The organism is Buchnera aphidicola (Pemphigus obesinymphae), assembly GCF_026122815.1.
GTDB lineage: Bacteria > Pseudomonadota > Gammaproteobacteria > Enterobacterales > Enterobacteriaceae > Buchnera_C > Buchnera_C aphidicola_BJ.
In genome coordinates, this window is the sequence record NZ_JAIWQW010000079.1 from 1 (window position 1) to 509 (window position 509).

Annotated in this window: 1 protein-coding gene; it reads left to right on the forward strand. The window is 29.7% G+C overall.

The window, feature by feature from the left end; translation table 11 throughout:
• Nucleotides 1-5: 5 nt before the first annotated feature.
• A partial coding sequence (locus tag LDP10_RS03180) for a 2,3,4,5-tetrahydropyridine-2,6-dicarboxylate N-succinyltransferase (RefSeq protein ID WP_265197280.1) occupies nt 6-509 on the forward strand: 504 nt, incomplete at its 3' end.

The following is a 509-nucleotide window of genomic DNA, read 5'->3' on the forward strand; positions in this document are numbered from 1 at the left end:
AAAACATTTTTGAAAAAAAGACCAGTATTAAATATGAAAATATGTGTAAATCTGAAAAAGATGCTATAAATCAAGTAATAAATATGTTAGATATCGGTACTTTACGTGTTGCAGAAAAAGTAAAAGGTGTTTGGATAACTCATCAATGGTTAAAAGAAGCAATATTACTTTATTTATATCTAAAGAATAACGAAGTAATAAAAGATGCACATACTGCTTATTATGATAAAGTTCCACTAAAATATAAAAATTATGATGAAAAAAAGTTTAAAGAAGAAGGAATCCGAATAGTACCTCCTGCAACAATAAGAAAAGGTTCTTTTATAGGGAAAAAAACAGTACTCATGCCTTCCTATGTAAATATTGGCGCTTATATTGACGAAGGGAGTATGATAGATACGTGGGCCACAATAGGTTCTTGCGCCCAAATTGGTAAAAATGTTCATATTTCAGGAGGTGTTGGAATTGGAGGAGTATTGGAACCATTACAAAATAATCCTACAATTATT